This is a genomic window from Clostridioides sp. ES-W-0018-02, from assembly GCF_020658175.1.
GTDB lineage: Bacteria > Bacillota > Clostridia > Peptostreptococcales > Peptostreptococcaceae > Clostridioides.
In genome coordinates, this window is sequence record NZ_JACVVY010000001.1 from 453,050 (window position 1) to 474,945 (window position 21,896).

Here is a 21,896-nt window from a genome sequence, read left to right on the forward strand (position 1 = left end):
ACTAGTGGAGAGGGTGAGGTGTAGCTACTTGAAATATAGTAGGCAGATATTAAAAAGTATATTAATAGCATTTATGGTACTATTCTTTTTTAGTGTATTTGCGTTTTTTTATATAAGTAATATGGATAATGTATTAGAATATGAGACAAAAAATTACTTATCAGAAATTAGTGAAGAGAGTAAGATTGCAATTAATAGTAAGTTGAAAAGTAATTTAAATGAATTAGAAAGTATTTCTAAGTTTTTAGAAATAGAAGATAATTTTAATTTAGAAAAAACTTTGAAAATTTTGGAATCATATAATAAAAATAGTAACTATAATAACATTGGTATGATTTTACCTAATGGCAAAGGCTATGCTAAAGGTATTTTTGGAACAGATTTTTCAGATAGGGATTATTTTAAGTTGGCCATTAAAGGTACAGCTAATATATCAAAGCCTTTAATAGATAAAGATACTGGAAAATTGACTAAAACATATGCAGTCCCATTATACAATAATGGTAAAATTGTTGCTGTTATTGCAGCTGATTATGATGTTGAGTTTGTATCTGAGTTTTTGTCTATTTCAACTTTTAATGGTGAAAGTTTTTCACTTATATGTGATAGTAATGGTGAAATAATTATACCATCTTATCACAAAAATTCAAATTCAAATATTACAAATCTTTCACAAGTTAATTTTAAAAAAGCATTTACTTTTAAAAATATGAAAATATCAGATAAAGGAGTAGTAGAGGCTAAAGAATCAGGAAAAGAAATTTATATGGCATATACTTCTTTAGGAATAAATGACTGGTTTATAATATCAATCGTTCCAAAGATAGTTGTATCTAAAAAGCTAAACAATTTAATGATGATTACAATTATTGGATGGATTATACTTTCATTTTTGTTTTTAGGTGTTATACTGTACATATTATATTCAAAAGCAAAGAGTCAAAAGACTATAGAAAAAATAGCATATACAGATCTTGTAACTGGTTATTCAAATTGGCGAAAATTTGAATCAGATGCTATAAATTTACTAAAGAAAGCATCACAAAATGATAAACATGCAATGGTAACATTTGATATTGATAAATTCAAAGCAATTAATGATATATATGGCCATAAAAAAGGCAACTTAATTTTAAAAGATATTGCAGATACATTAAATAATATGACTCATGATAATGAGACTTTTGCTCGTGTTAGTTCTGATAATTTTAATATCTTATTAAAATATAATACAAAAGAAGATATAGTAAATACTATTAAAAAAATCATTATTAGTAATGACTTTGTAAATTTGTCTTTTGGAATCTATGAAATTAAGGATAAGAACTTATCTATAAGTGCATATAGTGATAGAGCTTCACTTGCGAAATTATCAATAAAAAACAATAGAGATATAAATTTTGCTTTTTTTAACGATAAGTTAAGGGATAAGTTATTACTTGAAGATAAAATAGAGAAAGAGATGGAATATGCACTTGAAAATAATCAATTTATAATGTATTTACAACCAAAATACAATATTAAATCAGATAAATTTTGTGGAAGTGAGGCACTGGTTAGATGGCAATACACAGAAAAAGAATTTATATATCCAAGTGATTTTATTCCTATATTTGAAAAGAATGGTTTTATTACAAAAATTGATATGTACATACTAGAACAAGCTTGCAAAGAAATTAGAACTTTATTTGACAAAGGTATTTTACCTTTACCTATATCTGTGAACTTTTCAAGAGTTGATTTTTTAAAAAAAGATTTTATCACAAAAATAGTTAATATATGTGATAAATATAAAATACCATATAGTTTAATAGAAATTGAAATTACTGAATCTAGTATGTTTGGTGATACGGACACTCTATTTGATGTAAGTAGAAGACTTCAAGATATTGGATTTATAATTTCAATGGATGATTTTGGGTCAGGATATTCTTCTGTAAATATGCTTAAAAATATACCTTTAAATGTAATCAAATTAGATAGAGGCTTTTTTATTGATGATAAGAATATTGATAAAAGTCAAATTGTTATAAAAAGTATAGTTTCGCTTATTAAACAATTGGGAATAAGAGTCGTTGCTGAAGGAATTGAAACAAAAAGTCAGGTGGAAATGTTAAGGGAAGCAAATTGTGACATTATTCAGGGTTATTATTTTTCAAAACCATTACCAGTTAAAGAGTTTGAGAAATTAGTCTATAAAATATAGGTCAATAAATTTTAATTTGGAGGTGGTAAGTAAGTGATAAGAGCAAAATCGTTGAAAAGCGTAATGAGTATTATATTAATATTTTTATTCACAATAATTTCTTTTTCTGATTTTGCATTTAAAACTAATGTTCAAGAAGAAGAAAACAATAAAGTTAGTTTAAAAGAAATATCTTTACAAAGTTCTAATGCTATAAAAATAAAGCTAGACAGTTCATTATCATTTGTTAAGAGTATAGCGAATATGGTTTCATATTTTGATACTATAGATAATCCTGAGATAATCCCGTTATTAGCTAAAATATCAAAAGAATCTGATTTTCAAAGAATATCAATTGCTTCTCCTAATGGAATAAGTCGTACTAGCGATGGGAAAGTTGTTGATATATCAAATTACCAATATTTTAAGAAAGCTATTAGTGGAGACAGTAACATATCTGAAGTAGTAAAATCTCCTATTGATGGAAAAGATACTTTTGTTATAGCTACACCTGTATACAAAGAAAATAAAGTGATTGGTGTTTTATATGGTTCATACTATAATGATAAATTAGCTGAATTCATTGACATAACAAGTTTCAACAGTGAAGGATATATAGATATATTTGAATCTAGCGGACAATTTGTTTTGAAATCTTCACATACAAATGCTATAGTTGGAGCAAGTAGTAATATATACGATATATTCAAGGAAGCTTCTTTTGATGCTGGTTATAGCTATAAAAAAGTATATGAAGATACAAAACATAAAAAGAGTGGATTTATTTCATATAAATACAAAGGTAAAGAACGTTATGCAACATACACACCAATAGGTGTAAATGACTGGTATGTTCTCTCAGTAATACCACAATATACTGTAAGAAAAAATATTGATAAAATAAATCAATTAGCATTTTCTTTAATTTGTAAGGTGTTCTTATTATTTATTGCACTAATAATATATATCTTCTATAAAAATAATAAATCACAAAAGCATATTCTAAAAGCCAATAAGGAAATATCATCTATTACAAATAGCATTCCTGGAGGAGTTCAAAAATGTACTGTTGATGAAAAATTTGAGTTTGAATTTTTAAGTGATGGATTTGTTGATTTGTTTGGTTACACAAGAGAAGAAATAAAAATGCAATTTAATAATAGTTTTTATAAAATAATACACAAAGATGATGTTGAAAGAGTAAAAAAAGAAATCTCTGAACAACTTTATAAAAATAAAACTATTGAATTGGAATACAGAGTTAGAACTAAAAGTGGTGATATAGTCTGGATATCTGATAAGGGGGAACTTATAGTAGAACCTGATGGTAAAAAATATCTTTATTGTGTTACAGTAGATATTACCAAAACAAAACAATTAGAAAAAGAAATGGAACAAAAGAATTTAGAACTTGAAATGGTATCAGAAAATATATTAGGCGGAATACTTATAACAGAATTTGATGAAGATTTTACTATACAATATGCTAACTCTGGTTATCTATCAATGATTGGATATACACGTAAACAGTTAGAAGATGAACTCCAATATAAATCATGTAATCTTGTTTTTTATGATGATAGAAAAAAGATTCTTGAAAATTTAAGACATCAGTTGATTATTGGAAATATCGCTGTAGGTGAATATAGAATAAAGAAATGTGATGGCAAGATGATATGGGTTTCTTTAAAAGGAAGGCTTATTACTGATAGTGATGATAGCAAAAAAGGAATTTGGATTTTAACTGATATAACTGATTTAAAAAATGCAGAACAAAAACTTAGAATTAATGAAGAAAGATTTAGAATTGCATTAAATCAAACATCAAATATTATATTTGAGTATGATATAAATACAAAATCTCTTGTAAATACTAATAAGAGTATGGAAAATTATAATATTGATAAAATAAATGAAAATGTTCCTTATTCCTTAGTTGAAGCAGGAATTATTTATAAAGACTTTAGTGAAGATTTTATAAAAATGTATGAGAAGATAATAAGTGGAGAAAAAGCTGCAAGTTGTGTTGTTAAAATAAGAGTTCCAGATCAAGGCTACATATGGAACAAAATTACATTAACTACTATTTTTGATGAAGATGGTAAACCTATAAGAGCTATTGGGATACAAGAAGATATAAGTGAACAAAAAGAAGCAGAAATAAGATATAATCAAGCATACAAATATCATTCCGCTATATTATCAGAAGCAATAATAACCTATGAAATAAATGTATCAAAGGATATTTTTATAAGGGGTAATGAAAATTGGTATCGACAATTTGGAATTAAACCAAGCAATGACTACTCTGAAATGGTAAAATCTATATCAGAGACTGTTATTTATAAAGATGATAAAGAAGTCTTTTTAAATACATTTTTATGTAGACATTTATTAGAAGCCTATAAAAATAATATAAGTGAAATAAAGTTGGAATATAGAAGAATGAATCAAGATGATAAAATGATTTGGGTACTTTGTACAATGCATTTAATAAAAGACTCTATTACGAATGATATAAAAGCACTTGCTTATATTAAAGATATCGACGAACAGAAAAATGAAGAAATTAAATTAAAATTAAAAGCTGAAAGAGATACTTTAACAGGATTATATAATAAGGGTACTACAGAAAATCTTATTAATGATTTTCTAAATTCAGAAGAATCAAATTCAGGAATTCATGCCTTTTTAATTATTGATATAGATAATTTTAAATCAATAAATGATAATTTAGGACATGTTTTTGGAGATAAAGTTTTGTATGAAGTTTCTAAACAACTAAAGCCTATATTTAGAAATAATGATATAGTGGGGCGTATTGGTGGTGATGAATTTATAGTATTCTTAAAGAATATTCAATCTTTTGAAAATGCTAAAAGTAAAGCAGAAAAAATATGTAATATATTTAGAAATTCTTATACTGGAAATAAAAAAACGTATAAGATATCTGGTACAGTTGGAATTTCATTCGTACCAGAACATGGAGCTGTATTTGAAGAACTTTATAAAAAAGCAGACATGGCACTTTATTATGCAAAGAATAAAGGAAAAGATAAGTATTCACTTTATAATGATTGTATATGTGAAAATAAACTTGAAACCGATATAAGTAATGGTAGTGTGAAAGAAGAAAGTCTAAAAGGTGAAATTGAATATGAAGATTCTAATCTATCACTAAAAGAAGTTCTTGATTCTATTGATAATTATATATATATAGTAAATCCGAATACTTATGACCTTATTTTTATTAATAATAAGGTCTCAAATTTAGACTTAGAAATAAAAATAGGAGATAAATGTTATAAATCATTATTAAAATCTAATATTCCTTGTAATAACTGCCCGATTAATGGATTAAAAGAAAATAGAGATTCAAAATTTAAAACAGAGACAAATATATTTGGAGAAAATGTATCAATTGCAAGTTGGATTAATTGGATAGATGGAGAATATAACTGTCTTATAGAGTGCATAGATATTTCTTTATATAAAAACAAATAAAAAGGATTATATAAATATGATTAATTTAATATTGGGTTTAATATTTATAATTTACTATTTTTATCTTAAAATAGTTTTTGGTGGTATTTCATTTAGTGGATTTTTCTTAGTTATAGGAATACTATTAATTGTTTATCGAATCTTAAAAAAGAAAATTAAAGAAAAGAAGGTTTTTTATAAAGTGCTAAAAATACTAATTAGTGTTTTCTTAATAGTATTCATGATTACTGAAAGCTTAATAATCTTTTATCCTAAAAATAGTTTTGAGACAAAAAGTGATTATCTTTTGATTTTAGGAGCTTCTGTAAAAAAGACTACACCAAGTACTACATTGAAGGGAAGATTAAACACTGCTTTAAAATATTTAAAAGTTAATAGTGAATGCTATGTAGTAGTATCAGGTGGTAAGGGTAATGGAGAAAATATAACTGAGGCAAAAGCTATGAAAGATTATCTTGTTAGAAATGGTATAGATAGCAATAGAATAATAGAAGAAGATAAATCTACAAATACTTATGAAAACTTTAAATATTCAAAGCTAAAGATAGAAGAGCATAGTAGAAAAAGAATAAAAAATATAAAAGTAAAAATTGTAACAACTGATTTTCATGTTCTTAGGAGTAAAATACTAGCATCTAGAAATGAATATAAAAATATTTCTTTTTACGCTAGTAAGTCAAAGCTTTCATTTGTTCCAACATATTATACAAGAGAATTTTTTGCAATATGGAAAACAATTGTTTTTGATAGGTGAAAGTGATATGTGACAAATAAAAATACTAGATATAAATCATAAATTTATATCTAGTATTTTTTATGTAAAAATCCAGTGCAGATTTCAAAGTATGAATTGACCTTGAAGAAAGGCGATAACTGAAAGATAGTAAGGTAAATCATAAAAGCGTGCATTTCTATATAAGATTTGCATACTTTTAATTTGACAATAAAACTTTGCAAAAGTTATTGACAAGTAAACTTGGTAGTGTTATATTATAAATGACAAGTAAACTTGGCAATAAAAGGGGAATATAGATGAATAAAGAAGAAATTTTAGAAAGAAGTAGACAAGAAAAATCAGATGAGGGATATTTATTCGTATTAAATAAAGGTCAACGATATGGAACTTTATTATTTGTAGGTATAATAGTACCGCTCATTATCTTAAATCTTATAAAATTAAGAACAACTGATTTATCCTTATTATTAACTATATTATGGGGCTGGTTAACTGGGAACTATTATGGGAGTTTTAAGGCATTAAATAAAAAGAGTGGCTTTATTATCCTTCTCTCTTCTATTATAACATTGAGTAGTTTTATCTATTACATTACACAAGTATTTTAAGAAAGGGGAATTGATATGAATAAAGAAGCTGTTTTAAACAAGGCAAAATTGGAAAAAAACGAAGAATTTGAAAACACAGTAAGTCAAAAAGCTACTGCAATTGGTTCAATTGCTTTAGCGATTATTTGTGGTGTTGTTTTCGCAGTCAAAGTAGTTGTATCTGACATGAGAGGTCTTGAAAAAGTAACACCATTCTATGATATTTTAGCTGTATTAACTGGCTATGTATCAGTTGTTTATTTTGTTGTTTACAGAAAGATAAATGAGAAAAAATATTTGCTGATAAGTATAGGGGCTTTAATTATTTTTGCACTATGTATTTTTAAATTCATTTATACATTATAGGTAGAAGTGATATGGAAAAAGAAGAATTGATATTAAAAAATAGTTTGAAAGAAGCAAGGTCAGAAGCAAAATTATCTCAATCAGCATTAGCAAAAATGGTTGGAGTATCACGTAATACTATTAGTTCAATAGAAACAGGACAATTCAATCCTACTGCTAAACTTGCATTGATTTTATGCATTGCATTAGATAAAAAGTTTGAAGATTTATTTTTCTTTTAGGATGGATTAATTTATGAGAATAATAGTATGCCTATTCATAACTATAACTGCGAAAGTATTATTAACTCAACAAAGAAGAAAAGAAGTGAAAAGAGAAGCACTAATCTAAATAGATTGTAATGCTTCCCTTTTTTCTTTAAAGTACTACTGGTAAATATTCATAATATTAAGATAAATTACTATGAAAATAATTTCAAGTTTATCTTGATTATTTAAAAATATAAATGAAGCTTTCAAAAATCAATTTAGTTTACATAATATAAATATAGTTAACTTTTTAGGTTCGCTTGTAGCTTAAACATCAAATTACGCATTTAAATAGATTTTAAGGAAGTTTGTATGGAATATGTATAAAACATCGCGTGGTTTTATAGAGTGCATTTAAAATCCAAAATGCGGAGAGATAAATTTTGGCTGAAATTTATAAAAATGAAATTTATGAATTTAATTAAAAAAATAAAAGAAAAGTTTGCTAAAATAAAAAATAGAAACACAAGTATTTTTAATGGAAATTTATGCGATACAACGAGTCTTTAATTTGAAAAGGATTTGAATGAAAATAAAATTCGATAAATTCTTTGTGGTAGAAATATGGTATAGCTAAAACAAAAAATATAAAGTTTAAATAATTTAATGTAAAAACTATTTAGAGTGGTAAATTAATATACTTGATTTCTATAAATTTTAAAAATATAAATACAAATATAATGTTTATGAGAATCCTAAAAAGATGAAAAAATAATAAAAAAAACAAAAAAAATTACTGACATTTCACTGACAAATAAACGATTTATGTTTATACAAGCATTGAAAAAACTATATTATTAAAAAAAGGCATAAAATAATATATTTTATGCCTTTTTTTAATAATATAGTTTTAAGTATAAATTATATTTAATATAATAAATTTTAATTAGCCTAAATAGCTTCGTGATAAACCTGATTTGGTAAGGAGAGAATTAAATAAGTTTATTGGTAAGTATAAGTAACAAAATAATACTGGTAAATTTTACTAATGACAATTATAATTACTTTATACATAAAATTAAATACAAAATACTAATATTGAACTGATTTTTAAAAATTGTTAAATAAACATATTGAAGAATAGATATAATAGGAGAGAAGAGTCTATGAGTTTGATTCTAAGTGATATTTTTAGAACGGTTTTAGTAAGTAATTTATTCCTAATTCTTTTATTAGTATTTAGAATAAGTGTATTTAAAAGATTTAGTAAAAGATTTAATTATTATATCTGGTTTATTGTAGTTATTAAACTCTTGCTACCATTTACATATTATACTTTTACATTTAATACATTGAAATATCAAGATAGTATTAAAAAGATAAACTTAGAAAACTTTAATAATATTTCTATTTCTAAAAGTGGTATTTTAATATTTATTTGGATTATTGGTGCAATAGTATATTTAATTTACAATATTTTGAAATATATAAAACTCAAAAATTTAATTAATGATTTATCTTATGAGATAGATGATAAAGATATAATCAAGCTTTATGAAAATTTATTAAAGGAACTAAAAATAAGTAAAGATATAAAACTTAAATACACTTATGAAGTTGAAACACCTGCATTTTTTGATTCATGTGTTCTTTTGCCACCATGTGAATATACATTAAAAGAACTTGAATGGATATTTAGACATGAACTTATACATTTTAAGAATAAAGACCTTTATATTAAATATTTAGTGTTATTTTTAAAATGTGTTTATTGGTTTAATCCTTTTATGTATATTATGGATAAGATTATAGATTTAGATTGTGAACTTTATTGTGATGAAAGAGTTTTAAAAAATTGTAATATAGAAGAGAAAAAAGAGTATGCTTTAATTATCATAAATATGATGAGAAAAAAATTAAATTATTCAAATAAATTTGTAGCTGGTTTACATCAAAAATCAGATATTCAAAAACGTGTTTATTATATGTTTAGTGAAAAATATAAAGGAAGCACTGTTGTAGTATTGTTTTTATGTTTATTTTCATCAATAATGTATTTAAAATTAGAATTTATCTCTACAAACTTTTTGAATAACTCTATTTCAAATTCAACATATATTGAAAATAGAATCAAAAGTAAACCAACCTATGAAAAAAACATTAGAATAGAAAATCAAGATAATCATTAAATATATGTAATGAAATAATTTCTGTGTTAAAAGGTTAAGATGTAAGTTTAATAAAAACATTAAAAAATTTAATTTATATTAAGGAGTCATAGTTACAAGTAAAAGAATTTTATTCCTATTATGTATAAGGAGAATACTATTTTTTTATATTGGAATAATAATAGTAAATCTATAATATAGAAAAGAGGTATTTATAGTATGCATGAAAATAAAAAGAATCTATTAGATGGAAGCTTAGCTCAATATAATGATGCAGCAGTACCAAAAATACCAGTATTTGCTGGTAATGATATAACTTCAGAAGTTTATTATTTTAAACCTAATCAAGTTCTTAATGCCCATAGACATCCTAATGGTGAACAAATATTTGTGTTCTTAAAAGGAGAAGGGAAAATGAAACTTGGAGAACATGAGTGTGATGTAAAACAAGGTGATACTGTTTTTGTACCAACAGGAGAATGGCATGAAATTACTAATGGAAGCAATGAGGAAATGGTTGCTGTTCAAATTACAAAAATCAATGCTGGAGCAGAATACAGAGGATAGATATATAGGTATCTTTACGATACTTTAATTTCTATTTTTTAATATAAACTTTAATCTCAATTATAAAAAGAGTCTTTTAAAAGACTCTTTTTATAATTTTTGTAAGTTTTTAGTTAAAACTGATGCATATTTATTTTATATTTTTTATTGCATTATTTGCAAATTCAGTATTTACTATGTCTTTGTAAGGGGCTTCTTTGTCTAATTCCTTAGCTTCTTTCATAACATCCATTAGTTTATTTAAACCTTCCTCTTTTAATACAGGGTTTTGAGACCATGCATCTATTGACTTATATCTATCTACAACTGTTACTAAATCTTCTAGAGATATATCTTCAAAGAAAGGTTGCATAGCTTCGGCGATTTCTTTACTAGGAGCTTTTTGAACCCATAATTGACCTCTATAAACAGCATTTGTAAATCTTTGAATTAAATCTTTATTATTTTTCATGTAAGATCTAGTAGTAGAGTAAGCTGTAAATGGTATTTCTCCAGAATCTTTTCCTATAGATGTTACTATATATCCGCTGCCTTCTTTTTCCATGGCAGTTGCTGTAGGTTCAAACGCTGTTGTAAAGTCACCTTCACCACCTGCAAAAGCCCCAGCCATTACTCCAAATTGTACATCAGTTCTTACGTTGACATTGCCTGCTTTTAAATTTTCTCCAATAGTAAGCCCTTTGTCTTTTAGAACATATTCAAAAGTCATTAGTGGAACGCCACCTTTTCTACCACCTAATATTTCTTTTCCTTTTAAATCATTATAGGAGAAATTAGGCATCTTTTCTCTGGCAACTAAAAAACTACCATCTCTTTTAGTTAATTGTGCAAAGTTTACAGCATAATCGTTTTTGTTTTGATTATATACATATATGGAAGCTTCAGGACCCATTAAGCCTACATTTGCTTCACCTGAAATTAAAGCTGCCATAGTTTTATCCGCACCTTGAGTATTTATAAGGTCAACCTTTATTCCTTCATCCTCGAAGAATCCTTTTGTAATAGCAGCATATTGTGGGGCATAAAAAACAGAATGAGTAACTTCTGCAATAGTTACTTTATCTAAGTCTTTAGATGAAGCAGACTTATCATTTTCATCATTAGAGTTAAAATCACATCCAGTTAAGCATATTGTGCTCATAACAATAGAACTTGCAATTGCGATTATTTTTTTAAACATAATAAATACCTCCCATAAGACATCCGAATAATATATAATATTAAATATTTGTTGTAGTTGTTACAAAAATATATACCTATAGAATTTATTTCTACAATAATTTAAAAATAATTTTTATATTTGAATTTTTCAAGTAATCGATTATATTAAATAGATTGTATTGATTATTTGTAAATTAAGATATAAAATTAAAACAGTAATGTTTTTATATAAATTATATAGGCACAAAATTTATTAATAATAGATATTAAATTAATTCATATAAATAATAATTTAATTTTATAAATTTAAAAAATGTTATTGTGTAAAGTAGTGAAGATTTGCATTTTATATTTTGGCAAATATAGTTAAACAAGTACAGTTAAAATGGAGGAAATTAAATGAAACAAAATAAATATGATAATGATGAATTTTTTTGTAAATACAGTGATATGGAACGCTCTAAAAAAGGTCTTGAAGGTGCTGGAGAATGGCATACTCTAAAAAAAATGTTACCTGATTTTGAGGGGAAACGAGTATTAGATTTAGGGTGCGGTTTTGGATGGCACTGTCAATATGCAGTTGAAAATGGTGCAGAGTCTGCTATTGGAATTGATATTTCAGAAAAGATGCTAAAAGAAGCAAGAAATAAAACCAAATTTGATAATATAAAATACATATGTATGCCTATTGAAGATATAGACTTCCCAAAAGATTGCTTTGATGTAGTAATTAGTTCTTTGGCTTTTCATTATATTCAATCATTTGAAGATATATGTAAAAATATAAGCAATTGTCTTTCAAGCGGAGGAGATTTTGTATTTTCAGTTGAACATCCTATATTCACTGCATATGGAGCTCAAGAATGGTACTGTGATAAAGATGGAAACAATTTACACTGGCCAGTAGATAACTATTTTATAGAGGGACTTCGAAAATCAAATTTTTTAGGGGAAGAAGTTATAAAATATCATAAAACATTAACTACTTATCTAAATACTTTAGTTAAAACTGGATTTGAGATATTAGAAATAATCGAACCTCAACCAGAAGAGAAATTATTAAATACGATTCCTGAAATGAAAGATGAATTACGTAGACCTATGATGTTACTTGTTTCTGCAAGGAAAAAGTAATAAAAAATAGTGGAATTTTGATTGCAAGTGATTATGGGATTCTATTGGGTGACACAAGCTATATATTCAAAGAGGGTGAAAGCACTTGTTGCTTTCACCCTCTTTATTACACTATAAACATGTACATTTGACACTGTAAATATAGGTAAGGCATTTATCAAACCTGTATTTACAGGAATATGGTTACTTTCCATAACAATGCAAAATGAGAACTTTCGAAAATTGATTTCATTATGGAGAACTATTTTCAAATGTAAAGATGCTTGTTAAAGCAGTTTTACCCAGACCTCAACTTGTGTATTTCCATCAAAAGAAATATAATATAGCAATGGAGGTGTTACGCGTGAGCTATATAACAACAAAAGAATCCTTGAAAAATTGGGAAATTGCATACATAATAGTGATATGAAATTACTCTGCTGAGCGGGTTAAGTAAACAAAAAAATGAAGAATATGTGATTTGTTTCAGCTGATGGACGATATAGAAATAGTAAAGTAAAGGATGGTGAAAACAAATGAAACGAATATTTTTGGTTGAGGACGATAAAGCAATCGCTAAAAATCTTATGCTTTTGCTGCACTCAGAAGGATTTGAAGTCACTCACGCTCCTACACGAGGTGAAGCTATTGCCATGCTTTCCAGTAATAAATTTGACTTGGCGTTAATTGATATTTCCTTACCTGACGGAAATGGTTTTACAGTTTGCACAGAAATCAAAGAAATGCAAGATGTTCCTGTTATCTTTCTGACAGCTTCAGGCGATGAGGCGAGTGTTGTTACTGGGCTGAATATAGGCGCAGATGACTATATAACAAAGCCTTTTCGTCCACGTGAATTGATTGCGCGAATTGGAACTGCCCTACGAAAAAACGGACGTTCAGAAGCGGCTTTTGAAATCTGTGGGCTTCATGTCGATATGACAAGTGGCGTTGTGAAAAAAAACAGCAATGAGGTTTTTCTTTCAGCTTTAGAGTACCGCTTGTTGTTGGTGTTTATTAATAACCCAAAAAGTATTATCACGAGGAGCAGGCTCCTTGATGAATTATGGGACGCGGCGGGTGAGTTTGTCAATGATAATACATTAACTGTGTACATAAAGCGCTTGAGGGAGAAGATAGAGAGCGACCCAGCAAGCCCACAAATAATTCTGACTGTTCGTGGGACAGGGTATAGATTGGGGGACGATTATGCTTCGAAATAGAGAGTTTAAGCAGTTTGCTATTTTATTCTCTTTAATGGCTGTCACCACTGTAACGCTTGGATTTACAATAAATATGGTGGCTGGAATCCTTTCTATTATTTCTGTTACTGCCTTTGGTTTAGCGTTTTTCTCTTTTACCAAAGCTCGATATAAAAATATTGCACAGATTTCTAATCAAATTGATCTTGTGCTTCATAATGCTGACCATCTGTATATTGGTGAATCGGACGAGGGCGAACTTTCCATTCTGCACAGCGAGATAACAAAAATGACACTATGTATTCGGGAACAAAACGATGCGCTGAAAAAAGAAAAAGAACATCTTGCTGATTCGTTGGCTGACATAGCCCACCAACTCCGCACACCTCTTACATCCGCGAATATTATTCTGTCATTGCTATCAAATAGCTCTGATGAAAATCAACGAAAGGCATTGGTGAGGGAAACAGAGGAATTATTTGTAAAGATGGATTGGTTGATTACTTCCCTATTGAAGTTATCTCGCTTAGACGCAGGTATTGTAGTTTTCCAAAGCGAGCAGATAGATGTGAACAACTTGATATACAACTCACTTCGACCATTTCTAATTCCAATTGAACTGCATAACATTGCTTTACAAATAGATGTGCCTAAAGGAATGATTATTCAGGGTGATTCGGGTTGGCTTTCAGAAGCAATTCAGAATATCCTCAAAAATTGTATGGAAAGTGCAGGCGATAATGGGAAGATTGAGATTGTTTGTGAGGATAATCCGCTATTTACTGAGATTACTATCCATGACAGTGGCACAGGATTTGAAAAAGAAGATTTACCTTATTTGTTTGATAGATTTTATCGTGGTAAAAACGCAGAAGCCACAGGATATGGGATTGGATTGGCACTCTGTAAAATAATTATAACACGACAGGGAGGGACGATTACTGCAAAAAATCACCAAAAAGGTGGCGCGATATTTGTAATTCGTTTCCCAAAGTGACTAATCTCTCACCTGAAAGTCACACAGATGTAAGTTGAAAGTTATATTATATGGTTAAACCATAAGAAAGGAGACTTACATAATGGAGTTCTTAAAAATTGAAAATCTATGCAAGGTCTACGGCAAGGGCGAGAACAAAGTTACCGCACTTGATAATGTTTCGCTTACAATAGAAAAGGGGGAGTTTACTGCAATCATTGGTTCATCTGGCTCAGGAAAATCCACATTACTTCATATCATCGGTGGAGTGGACGTACCAACAAGCGGAAAGGTGTATTTGGACGGTCAGGATGTATATGCCCAAAGCAATGAAAAGCTGGCCATTTTCCGTAGGCGACAAGTCGGACTGATTTACCAATTTCATAACCTTATTCCAACTCTGAATGTTGTGGAAAACATCACTTTACCTATACTGATGGACAAGCGAAAGGTCAATGAGGAACGCTTAAATGACTTGATGGACCTACTTGGGCTAAAAGACCGCAAAACGCATTTACCAAATCAGCTTTCTGGCGGTCAGCAACAGCGTGTTTCCATAGGACGTGCTTTAATGAATGCCCCAGCGGTAATGCTTGCTGATGAACCCACAGGTAGTTTAGACAGCCGAAATGGACATGAAATTATCAATCTATTGAAATTAAGCAATAAAAAATATCGTCAAACCCTTATCATTGTAACGCATGACGAAAATATAGCCCTGCAAGCAGACCGCATTATCTGCATATCAGATGGCAAAGTGACGCGAGATGAAAGGAGGTAGGTATATCCATGAACATTTTCAACAAAGTTGCACTGCAAAACATGAAAAAGAGACGCACACGAACGATTGTAACAGTTATCGGAGTTGTTCTGTCTGCTGCTATGATTACAGCAGTCGCTACACTTGCCATTTCCCTGCAAAACTATATGGTAAATGGTTCGATTGAGAAATATGGTGGTTGGCATGTTGAGTTTTTGGATGTTAATTCCTCTTTCGTACAGAAACAGATAGGAAATGATAAAGTTGCAAATACCGCAACATTTGAAAATATTGGCTATGCAAAGCTTGATGGCAACAAAAACCCAAACAAACCGTATCTTTTTATAGCTGGATTCAGCGAAAAAGCCTTTGATACTTTGCCTATAACTTTGATTTCTGGCAGATTACCTGAAAACAGTGGAGAGATTCTTGTTTCGGGTAAAGTTGCAACAGATGGTGGTGTCAAATTCGCAGTGGGCGACACTATTTCTTTGCCTGTGGGAAACCGTATGAATGGAAATGAGAAGCTTAGTCAGAGTGACCAATATACTGCTGGAAATGAAACTCTTGTTCCACAAGGCGAGAGAAGCTACACAGTTGTTGGTACCTGCCAAAGGCCTGTCTTTGAGGAATCTTCCGCACCAGGATACACATTGATAACCAAAGCGGATGCACAAATCAAGGCTGACAGCCTTAGCCTGTTTGTCACGTTGAAAAATCCACGTAAGGTTCATTCATATACAAACAGTACTGGAGACCATGCTTACGTTTTAAATGATAATGTGTTGCGTTTCATGGGTATTTCCGACAATAACTTGTTCAATATGCTTTTGTACTCAGTTGGTGGTATTGTGGTCGCCATAATCATGCTCGGCTCGATTTTTCTGATATATAATTCGTTTAACATGTCGTTGAACGAACGCACACAGCAGTTTGGAATCCTTTCATCTGTTGGAGCTACAGCAAAGCAGCTACGTAATTCAGTTTTATTTGAAGGTCTTTGCATTGGTGCTGTTGGCATACCAATTGGTGTTGCGGTTGGTATAGTTAGTATTGGACTTGTTATTTCTGTTATCTCCAAAAATTTCGCAAATGTTCTCTACACCAATGTACCTTTGACCTTGACGTTGTCCATCCCAGCAATCGTTGTTGCGGCAGTGGTCAGCATGGTTACCATCTTGATATCGGCTTATATTCCAGCTAGAAAGGCTTCCAGCAAACCAGTGATGGAGTGTATTCGCCAGACGAACGAGGTGAAAATTGAATCCAAAGCAGTAAGGATATCAAAGCTTGCACAGCGTATTTACGGTCTGGAGGGAACTCTGGCGCTGAAGAATTTTAAAAGAAACAAGAAACGCTATCGTAGTATTGTGCTATCGCTTGTTTTAAGTATAGTGCTGTTCATATCGACTAGTGCTTTGGTAGCTGATTTGAAACAGGTTTCAAATCAGGCGTCAGAGGTTACTGACCAGGACATCATTTTTTCCACGCAGGACATGAATGACAGTAAAATGCTACAGCTATACGATAAGCTGAAGACTGCCAATGGTGTGTATGAAGGCTTGTATCAAGAACTTATGACCTATTCATGTGTTGTTAAAGTAAGTGAACTTACAGATGATTACTTGAACTATGAGGGTTCACATTCGCCATCTGAAACGGTTGATATGCCAGTAGATATGCAGTTTCTTGATGACAGTACTTATCTGAATATTATCAAAAGTCTGGGGTTGCCAACAGAAGAGTACACTGGGCAAAATGCAAAAATGATTGCCGTTTCCATGATGGTGGAGGATGACCATACTATTGATATCTTCACAAATTCTTCCATAAATCTTAAACTTACTTCTGAAGCTGATAGCAAGTCGAACACAGTCGATAGGCAAAATGTAAACATTTCATTTGTAAAAGTCGTGCCACCTGATTCTCCACCAGGTGTCAGAAACTCAAAGATGAGGAAAGCCTGCTTCAGGGTGTTGGCACCTTATTCGGTCAAAGATTCGTTTGAGACTCCAAGTATTTCTAAAGGAATTAAAAGCTTGAGTTTTAAATCAAAGAATCCCAATCAGTCAGTTGCAGAAATGGAGAAAATCATCGAGAGCGAAGGGATTACGGCTGAGTATAACCTGTACAATATGTATGGAATGATGGACGAAAACCGTAATTACATCTTTATTGCCAACGTGTTCGCATATACTTTTATAATTATGATCTCGCTGATTGCAGTAGCCAATGTATTCAACACAATTTCCACAAATATCAAGCTACGCCGTCGTGAACTTGCCATGCTTCGCTCTGTGGGAATGTCTGAACGCGATTTTCAGAAGATGATGAATTTTGAGTGTGCCTTTTATGGCATGAGGTCGCTGCTCTTTGGACTTCCTATAGCTGTAATTTCTTCCTGGCTAATTCATAAAGGAATGGTCAAAGATGATATAGATTTTGTACTTCCATGGACCAGTATCGGAATCAGCGTGTTTGTCGTTCTCTTTATAGTGTTCATTACAATGTTGTATGCCATTAGTAAAATAAAAAGAGAAAATATTATTGATGCGCTTAGGGATGATATGACTTAATAGAAAATAAAAGAGATACCTGCGTGATTGAGTTCAAATGATTCACAATTGTCCCAAAAGGCGATTTAAACATTGAAAATACAGAGTTCATCCTATGAAAGTAGTGTGAATTATACTAGGGGTTCTTATGAACCCCCCTTTCTATTTTTTGTATAAAAAAGTGGATGACTCAAATTTTTATTTTGAGGTACCCACTTTATCTATCATTTATTATATGTAAAATAATAAACCTATACTTCTACATAGTATATTTCATTTCCATTTTTTTCTATAATCCTTTTTAAATCTTCAAACTTTAAAAATACAGTGGCAGTATTGTCATTTGGATGTATACCTATTTTATCCATTTTCAATAAATCTTTATCAAATACAATTTTTACAATAGCATCAGTATCATTTAGTATACCAAAAGGTGTTACAGCTCCCTTAGTAAGTTTTAGATATTTTTCAAGTCTTTCTTCAGAAGCGAAACTAAGAGGTTTACTATCAATTTTTTGGCGTATATCCTTTAAATCTGCTTTTTTATCTTTACCTAAGACAACTAAAAAGTGCTCTTTGCCCTTAGAATCACGAAGGAATAAATTTTTTACAACAAACTCCATTTGTAGTGTTTTTAATTGTTCCATTTCATCAATTGTATAGACTGCAGGATGATTTACAATTTCATAAGATATATTTAGTTCATCCAATTTTTTATATATTTCTTGTTGAGCGTTCATAATTTCCTCCTGTTGGTAATTTATTTGATATATAAAAATAATATTATCATAGAACACTTTAAAATAAAACATGCATTATTATTCTATATAAACAAAAGTCTACTATACTTTCTCCATATCTAATCATAAAATCTTTCAACAGCCTTACCTAATTTCATTTCAATTCTTACTATTATAATAATTCAGAATATATATATTTTCAAGTAAAAAATGATATATATAATATAAGCTTAAAAAACTAAAAATTTTCCAAAAATAATTTGAAAATAGAGCCTTAGTTACCATTTATAAATCATATAAAAAGAGGTTATGTAAGGTCAGATATGAAAAAACTATATTATACTATCTTTTCTTTTTCGAATAAACTATACTTTAAATATAGATATTTAATTTTAATAATTTTAGCAATAAATTATCTTAGAAAGGAATGTGCTTTATATGTCTACAGACAAAGTTGTTGGAATCATAGATGAAGAATTAGCTGAACTCGCTGGAATTAAATATACTGGTAAAATTTATGCTTCTTCTGGTGTTATAAAACATATAAAGAAAAAACATAGAGGTCAATTGAGTAAAGACATTTTTAATGATATACTAGAAACTATAAAAACAGTGCTAAAATCTCCTGAGTATATAGGAAGTCATCCTAAAAAACCTGGTAAAAGTGTAGAATTTGTAAAAAAACTTGATGATTATATATTAGTTGCTACAGAACTAGATACAAAAAAGGGATATCTATATGTCTCTTCATTATATGCCATAAAAGAAGCAAAATTAGAAAGTAGAATTAGTAGTGGAAGAGTATTACAATATGATGGTTAACATAATATTATTAATTTTTCCTAAAGCATTGAAAAATATTATCAAATAAGTTATAATATAAATATATATGTAAATATTTATTTATTAGATTTGAGGTTGGAAAAGGCACCCAATACGCTGCTTATAGGGTAGTTAATAGAGATGCAGGATACGCCGCCCTGCCAAATCTAATTAAATTTAAAAGAGAGGATTAATTCCTCTCTTATTGTTTTTAATTAATTTATTTAAAAGGGTTAAAAAATATGGATATATTTAGCACAAAAGAAATAAGATGTTTAAACGCTAATGAAGAATTGTATTTAGAAACTGCATCAAAATTTTTGATATACAGTGAAAGAGTAGGAGACTTATATTAAAGAGTTTTCAGATACTTATATTATAGAATTTTTGGAATGTAGTTTAGAATTCTTATTATATATATAAATACTAGAAAGAACTTTTTATTAGTTTTTAAAAATTTAGTTAGAAACTATATCATTATGGAAAAAAATGTATTATAATATTTAGAAATATTATAATAAGGAGCGATTGGATATGAGCTTATCAAAAAAAATAGAAGATAAAAGAAAAGCTAAACAAAGAGCTGAAAAAGCCAAACAAGCTAAAATTGCAACGGCTGGTGTCGTATTAGGAGCTGTTACTGGTGCAGTTGGAGGAGTATTACTAGCACCTAAATCAGGAAAAGAAACAAGAGAAGATATAAAAGATGCATCTCAACAAATTGCGGATAAAATAAACATGAAAACAGTGGATGTAAAAGGTAAGATGTCTGAGAAATTAGAAGACAGAAAAGGAAATTTCATTGAATCAAAGCAAAAGATAAGAAATTATATAGATAATAAAAAACGTGTTGAAGATTCTAGCGAGGAAGATAAAGTAATAGACATTGTTGAACCAGTAAGTGTCACTGAGGAATAACAATGAATAACACAATAACAATTAATATTAGTATAATATATGTATTATTAGCTATACTTGGGTGTATCGCTTTAATTTATTTAATTATTGTACTTGCTAAATTACATAAGATTTTAAATACTGTTGGAAATGTATTAAATGAAAATACTCAAAATATAAATACAACTTTAAATAATCTTCCTAGTGTTGTAGATAGTTTTGGAGAAGTAGGCGAGAATATGAAAGATGTAACAGAGGCTGTTACTGAAGTTACAGCAGACTTTCTTGTTACTAAAGACAGCGTTAAATCAAATATGGATGTCATAGTTGATATATTAACTATAATTAAAAATATTTTTTCGGATAAAAAATATTAATACGATAAGCTTTAGTATTTCTGTGAATTTAAAACTTTACTAAACTAATTTTACAGAAAATACTTTATAAAGTACAAATAAATAAAGATGTATCTATTGATGAATAAACATAATAAGTAGATACATCTTTTTATTATATATTTATAAAATAATATCTATTTTATAACTTACCTACTTGTCTTAATGCTAATTTTACAGTTTCATATCTATCAGCACCATTTATTATTACATCACCTTTTACAAGATTATTAGCTTCTCCACCTACAACATAAACTTTTTTGCCTAAACCTTGCTTATAGCTAGATGCTTCTACTACTAAAGCATCTTTCAATTGCCAGTATAAAATTTGAGCAGCAACTTTATCAGCATCCCCCTTATAAACTATTACATTTTCATACACTTTATCTCCCCCTTGAGAATTTGATATAGATTTATTTAATATTCCTTCTGCTATTAACTTAGCAACTTTATCTTTATTATTAACATAGTAATCTGTATCTGCTTTGCTATCTACAAAGCATACTTCTATTAGTATAGCTGTTGCGTTAGTGTGATTAAGCCAATAAAGATCTCTAACATCAGATTTTGCACCTCTATTTTTAAATACTGTAGCTAGTTTAGCATTTACCTTTTCTGCATATGCTTTTCCATTATTAGATTTATATATAGTTTCTGTACCTTCTGGGGCTGAAGTTGTAACATTTGCATTAAAATGAATCTGAACAGCTAAATCAGCTTCTTGTTTATTTGCTATAGCACATTGGTCAGCTAAATGATTATTTGATGCATCAACTTTTCCTGTATAAACAGTAGCCCCTCCTAATTTAAGCCATTTAACTATTAAGTCATTCATTATTCTTGTTTCTTTACTTTCGTTTATATATCCTACAGCTCCTGTACCTTTCCCAGTTAAAGTGTGCCCTGGTATTACTACTACTTTCAAATTATACATCTCCTTTATGATTAAATTTAACTTCTATTTAATATATGCA

Annotated in this window: 19 protein-coding genes and 1 pseudogene; 17 read left to right on the forward strand and 3 right to left on the reverse strand. The window is 28.9% G+C overall.

Annotated elements, in window-relative coordinates:
• Positions 1 to 121: 121 nt before the first annotated feature.
• From IC219_RS21940 to IC219_RS02195, 9 genes and pseudogenes are all read left to right on the forward strand, one after another.
• Positions 122 to 799 (forward strand): annotated as a pseudogene (locus IC219_RS21940) (cache domain-containing protein); the annotation flags it as partial.
• A 54-nt stretch (positions 800 to 853) separates the two neighbouring features.
• Complete coding sequence (locus IC219_RS21945) at positions 854 to 2,206, forward strand: putative bifunctional diguanylate cyclase/phosphodiesterase (RefSeq protein WP_413926923.1); 1,353 nt, start codon at positions 854 to 856, stop codon at positions 2,204 to 2,206.
• Between the two features lie 33 nt (positions 2,207 to 2,239).
• Entirely contained in the window at positions 2,240 to 5,689 is a 3,450-nt protein-coding gene (locus IC219_RS02165) for a PAS domain-containing protein (protein ID WP_227831892.1), read from the forward strand.
• A gap of 16 nt (positions 5,690 to 5,705) precedes the next feature.
• Positions 5,706 to 6,443 (forward strand): YdcF family protein, encoded by a 738-nt coding sequence (locus tag IC219_RS02170; protein ID WP_227823876.1) that lies wholly within the window; start codon positions 5,706 to 5,708, stop codon positions 6,441 to 6,443.
• 278 nt (positions 6,444 to 6,721) lie between these two features.
• Positions 6,722 to 7,033 (forward strand): DUF6442 family protein, encoded by a 312-nt coding sequence (locus tag IC219_RS02175; protein WP_227436109.1) that lies wholly within the window; start codon positions 6,722 to 6,724, stop codon positions 7,031 to 7,033.
• Positions 7,034 to 7,048: 15 nt separating this feature from the next.
• A complete protein-coding gene (locus tag IC219_RS02180; RefSeq protein ID WP_227436111.1) occupies positions 7,049 to 7,378 on the forward strand; it encodes a DUF6442 family protein in 330 nt (109 codons plus the stop codon).
• An 11-nt stretch (positions 7,379 to 7,389) separates the two neighbouring features.
• Positions 7,390 to 7,599 carry a helix-turn-helix transcriptional regulator gene (locus IC219_RS02185; RefSeq protein ID WP_227436112.1) on the forward strand — a complete coding sequence of 70 codons (210 nt, stop codon included), beginning with the start codon at positions 7,390 to 7,392 and terminating at the stop codon, positions 7,597 to 7,599.
• Between the two features lie 1,133 nt (positions 7,600 to 8,732).
• Positions 8,733 to 9,755: a M56 family metallopeptidase gene (locus tag IC219_RS02190; protein WP_227483101.1), complete on the forward strand. Its 1,023-nt coding sequence runs from the start codon at positions 8,733 to 8,735 to the stop codon at positions 9,753 to 9,755.
• Between the two features lie 198 nt (positions 9,756 to 9,953).
• Positions 9,954 to 10,301, forward strand: a complete 348-nt coding sequence (locus IC219_RS02195) for a cupin domain-containing protein (protein WP_227436116.1) — start codon at positions 9,954 to 9,956, stop codon at positions 10,299 to 10,301.
• Positions 10,302 to 10,431: 130 nt separating this feature from the next.
• Here the strand turns inward: IC219_RS02195 and IC219_RS02200 are convergent, their stop codons facing one another.
• Positions 10,432 to 11,481, reverse strand: a complete 1,050-nt coding sequence (locus tag IC219_RS02200) for an ABC transporter substrate-binding protein (RefSeq protein ID WP_227836236.1) — start codon at positions 11,479 to 11,481, stop codon at positions 10,432 to 10,434.
• Between the two features lie 380 nt (positions 11,482 to 11,861).
• Between IC219_RS02200 and IC219_RS02205 the strand changes: the two genes are divergently transcribed.
• From IC219_RS02205 to IC219_RS02225, 5 genes are all read left to right on the forward strand, one after another.
• Entirely contained in the window at positions 11,862 to 12,596 is a 735-nt protein-coding gene (locus IC219_RS02205) for a class I SAM-dependent methyltransferase (RefSeq protein ID WP_227437328.1), read from the forward strand.
• Positions 12,597 to 13,111: 515 nt separating this feature from the next.
• Positions 13,112 to 13,798 carry a response regulator transcription factor gene (locus tag IC219_RS02210; protein ID WP_227830543.1) on the forward strand — a complete coding sequence of 229 codons (687 nt, stop codon included), beginning with the start codon at positions 13,112 to 13,114 and terminating at the stop codon, positions 13,796 to 13,798.
• Positions 13,785 to 14,774 carry a sensor histidine kinase gene (locus IC219_RS02215; protein WP_227437332.1) on the forward strand — a complete coding sequence of 330 codons (990 nt, stop codon included), beginning with the start codon at positions 13,785 to 13,787 and terminating at the stop codon, positions 14,772 to 14,774. The genes IC219_RS02210 and IC219_RS02215 overlap by 14 nt, the downstream gene beginning before the upstream one ends.
• Before the next feature lie 82 nt (positions 14,775 to 14,856).
• Positions 14,857 to 15,534 (forward strand): ABC transporter ATP-binding protein, encoded by a 678-nt coding sequence (locus IC219_RS02220; protein WP_227437334.1) that lies wholly within the window; start codon positions 14,857 to 14,859, stop codon positions 15,532 to 15,534.
• Positions 15,535 to 15,542: 8 nt separating this feature from the next.
• Positions 15,543 to 18,089, forward strand: a complete 2,547-nt coding sequence (locus IC219_RS02225) for an FtsX-like permease family protein (RefSeq protein ID WP_227830544.1) — start codon at positions 15,543 to 15,545, stop codon at positions 18,087 to 18,089.
• Positions 18,090 to 18,319: 230 nt separating this feature from the next.
• Here IC219_RS02225 and IC219_RS02230 read toward each other — a convergent pair whose 3' ends face one another.
• Entirely contained in the window at positions 18,320 to 18,808 is a 489-nt protein-coding gene (locus IC219_RS02230; RefSeq protein ID WP_255612871.1) for a prolyl-tRNA synthetase associated domain-containing protein, read from the reverse strand.
• A 438-nt stretch (positions 18,809 to 19,246) separates the two neighbouring features.
• Here IC219_RS02230 and IC219_RS02235 point away from each other — a divergent pair, with 438 nt between their 5' ends.
• From IC219_RS02235 to IC219_RS02245, 3 genes are all read left to right on the forward strand, one after another.
• On the forward strand, positions 19,247 to 19,630 hold the full coding sequence (locus tag IC219_RS02235) for a PBECR2 nuclease fold domain-containing protein (protein ID WP_227830545.1): 384 nt from the start codon (positions 19,247 to 19,249) through the stop codon (positions 19,628 to 19,630).
• A 534-nt stretch (positions 19,631 to 20,164) separates the two neighbouring features.
• Entirely contained in the window at positions 20,165 to 20,548 is a 384-nt protein-coding gene (locus IC219_RS02240; protein WP_227482660.1) for a YtxH domain-containing protein, read from the forward strand.
• Positions 20,549 to 20,550: 2 nt separating this feature from the next.
• Positions 20,551 to 20,904: a hypothetical protein gene (locus IC219_RS02245; RefSeq protein ID WP_227435212.1), complete on the forward strand. Its 354-nt coding sequence runs from the start codon at positions 20,551 to 20,553 to the stop codon at positions 20,902 to 20,904.
• A gap of 160 nt (positions 20,905 to 21,064) precedes the next feature.
• Here the strand turns inward: IC219_RS02245 and IC219_RS02250 are convergent, their stop codons facing one another.
• Positions 21,065 to 21,847 carry an N-acetylmuramoyl-L-alanine amidase gene (locus IC219_RS02250; RefSeq protein ID WP_227830546.1) on the reverse strand — a complete coding sequence of 261 codons (783 nt, stop codon included), beginning with the start codon at positions 21,845 to 21,847 and terminating at the stop codon, positions 21,065 to 21,067.
• Positions 21,848 to 21,896: the final 49 nt, after the last annotated feature.